The 2,175-nt window shown below is 49.7% G+C and carries 1 pseudogene; it reads left to right on the top strand.

What is annotated here, in order from left to right:
- Nucleotides 1-2,175, top strand: a pseudogene (locus ACQY6Q_RS08460) (hypothetical protein); the annotation flags it as partial.

Raw genomic sequence — 2,175 nt, 5'->3', positions numbered from 1 at the left:
CAACCCGCCTTTACACTGAGGGATACCCGGTACTTGAGCTGGCGAAAACGGCAACGGAACTCTTTGAAGCCGAGCACCACAAGCCTCATGTATTTGCTGAGCGTTTTCGAGCAAGACACCCAGAGGCTTACCACGAACACCTGGCACTCAGTTTCGGTTTAAATGAAATAAACGCAAACCGGGAAACGGCAGCAAAAGCCTATTTCGACACTCTGCTTTTGGCATCACAGCAAAGCTTTATAACTATTTTAGAACCGCATTTGCACCAACGGTTTGAAGATACCGCCGATGCGGAAGGTGCATTACTGGAATTGACTTTGTTGTGTTTGATCACAGCGGGGTCAACATCCAGCACCACGAAAAACGGCAACCAAAACCCATTGTTTACTCTGTGTCGTGACCTTGGAAAAGCTCTCAGAGCACTTGCTCAACTGACCGAGCAACAATGCTTATTTTTGTCGGTCACTGAACAAGATTCTTACCCGATAAATGCAACAGCACAATTGCCACCCCCACTCATCGCGTGGCAACCCGTACCTGAACCCAATTGGATGGAACTCAACTACGATGATGCTGCCAGCCCTTTTCCCTTGGGTACGCAGTTAAGCTATTGGCTATACGACGAGGCCGATGAATTACTCTATGAAGGCGACGACCTCACCCCTAATGTCCCCAAACGGTTTCTGCTGCCCAATACTGTCGCTGAAGTGAGCTATCACTTTGCAGCGAACCTGAACCCTACATTATTTGAACAGGTCATTGCTCAATTTGGACAACCCATCGTGCAGCTCTTCGACGTCAGCCCGTTGATGGATCGCGAACCGGGGCTCTCATTCACTTACCCTTCCAGTACCGGTCAAAACGTCGTGTTAAGGCCAAGGGAAGTTGCTCAGTTGCAACAAGCCATTGCCGCGTTAAACCTCCCGGTGGATGAACGTGGCCTGGTCTTACCCAACAGCTATGTCATTCTTGCCGCGCCATACACCAACACGGACGATATTAAACAGACGGTGTACCACCAGTTCGGCAACGCCTTGAGCGAAGAGGACTGGCAATTGGTTGAAGACCAACTTGCGCATACATCGAACTCACACCCTATTTTGCTGGATTTAACATGGCTGTATGCCGACATCGTATTTCGCGCTGCCGCTGAACGATACGACGACCCTCAGGTGCAATTGCACGTCAAAAAACTTACTGAGTTAGTCGAACAAGAACCTGATATTCCTAAGGACCCTTGGTACCGTTTATTTGCTTACGCGAGCCCCAACTTTCAGCCGAGTGAGGAAGAAGAACACCGGCTAAAACTCGGACTAACACAGTCTGAACTTAAAGAACGACTGGATTTCCTGTACGAACAACAAAAAGATGCCGGCCTCATTCCGTATCGGCAAACTTTTAATGAGTTTTTGGAGTGGACCAACGCACTGCTGTTTGGTCTCGCGACCTTTTTTGTGCCGGTAGAAAAGTGGGCCATCGGCGGTGGACAAGCGATTCTGGCGATTTTACGGCACAAGTATTTTGTTGGGGCTGCGGCCACCGGAGCATTGTTGTATTCCGGTGATGCCGAGGCGGGCAAGTACAAAATGCCGAGTATCAGTGCGGCCAAAGGCGCCATTCGCCTAACCGCCTCAAAGGTGCTGCGTGAACAAGCCGAGAATTACGGGATTCTGTACAAAGCCGTCAATTCACCCAGCAATATCGGCTTGGACGGTGGCGTCGGCCAGGTCAAACAACTACACATTGGCAAAACACCCCAACAAGCGCTACCCAGCCCTCCGAAAGGGCACCATTGGTTTAAACAAGCCGATGGAAGCTACAATACCAAACGCAACCCAAACTACGACGGGCCGCGCAAAACGTACAATGCGGACGAAGGTTACTTTTACGTCACCAGTAACACCACGACTAAAGGTACCAATCGGGCCAAAGCAGAACTCGGAGAACTGAAAGCACACGAATACATGATTGCCGACGGACATACCCCCGTCCCCGGTTTTAAACACCCACTCTATGGACATCACGGTGTGGATGGTTTGTACTTTAACGGCCGGCCACCACCAAAATATATCGTCATGGAAGCCAAGTACCATAAAAGTAGTTATGGCTGGACCAAGAGTGATGGGAAGCAGATGAGTGATGAGTGGATAAAATCAAAGCTGAAAAAACAAGTTT

It is taken from the genome of Agarivorans sp. (assembly GCF_050295395.1).
Taxonomy (GTDB): domain Bacteria; phylum Pseudomonadota; class Gammaproteobacteria; order Enterobacterales; family Celerinatantimonadaceae; genus Agarivorans.
Note: the sequence above shows the minus strand (reverse complement) of the source record. Positions and strands in the feature narration are given on the sequence as shown.